Here is a 1,161-nt window from a genome sequence, read left to right as displayed (position 1 = left end):
TGAATATTGTTCGGGGCAGAAGATCGCAATCCCTGCCTACAGCACGCTGCAAAAGATCATCAGTCAGGTGGTGGGAGACGAACAGGAACACATGGCCGCGCACCTTGAGCGTGCAATGTCACGCGGTCTTAAGCAAGCACTGGCGGAGCTCGTGAACGGCACAGGTCCACTGCCGTTCCGACAGTTGCGACAATCGGCTCGTAACTTCACCGGAACCGAGTTGGAGAAAGAACTGATTGTCTATCGCCATATCCAGCATTGGATGCCGGAAGTGGATCTGCTGTTGAGCACGCTATCACTGTCGCAGAAAAATCTGCAACACCTGGCAGAGAAAGTCGACTACTACGGTGCCAAACTGAAACGTCAAACCGTAGGCAGCCAATGGCTGTATTTATTGTGCTATCTTCAAACGCGATGGCAGCAAGCGCTGGAACGTATTGCCGATGGCTTTGTGCATCATGTCAGACAGACCAAACAGAAGGCAAAGGATTATGCGCAGGAAGCGGTGTTTAAGGATTGGCAAAAAGCAGCTAAAAATGTCAGCAAGGCAGCTGAAGTACTGCACCTGTTCATTGATGACAGCATTGATCTGCAACTACCGTTTGCAACAGTAAGACAGCAAGCACTGAGCCTGCTGACCAAAAGGGATCTGGAATCTGTATGTCTCTTCCTGAACGAGCAGCGACGATCGGTCGATGAAGCCATGTGGCAGTACTGCGACGAGAAAGAAAGTCTGCGGAAAGGTTTGCTGCGAGAGTTGTTCCTATGTCTGCGCTTCGAAGGCTGCGACGGCACCCAGCACTTAGCGGCCGCCTTGGCGAAAACACAAAACGAACTCAACGGCCAGGACGCTCAGTTGCAAACTGCCGACACCAGACTCCTTTCCAAAAAATCACGTGAATTCCTGCTGGATGGTGAAGGGAATATCCTGATCGATCGTTATGAGTGGTTCCTCTATCAACAGATTCCTGATCGCCTGAATGGCCAGCTGACGCTGCCTGATATCACTAAATACCGGGCACTCGACGCCGACCTGATCGACGGGGAACATTGGCGAAAAAACAAATATACGCTGCTTCAACAGAGCCATTTTACAAAATTAGCGGAGGAGCCTGAAAAGCTGATCAAACAGATGGCCATGGAATTGGATACCCGTTTGTA

At 50.6% G+C, this 1,161-nt stretch carries 1 pseudogene; it reads left to right on the top strand.

Annotated elements, in window-relative coordinates:
* Positions 1-1,161: pseudogene (locus SJ312_RS23075) on the top strand (Tn3 family transposase); the annotation flags it as partial.

It is taken from the genome of Providencia sp. CIM-Carb-044 (assembly GCF_033901115.1).
GTDB classification, from domain to species: Bacteria; Pseudomonadota; Gammaproteobacteria; order Enterobacterales; family Enterobacteriaceae; genus Providencia; species Providencia hangzhouensis.
This window is presented reverse-complemented; position numbering and strand designations above follow the sequence as displayed.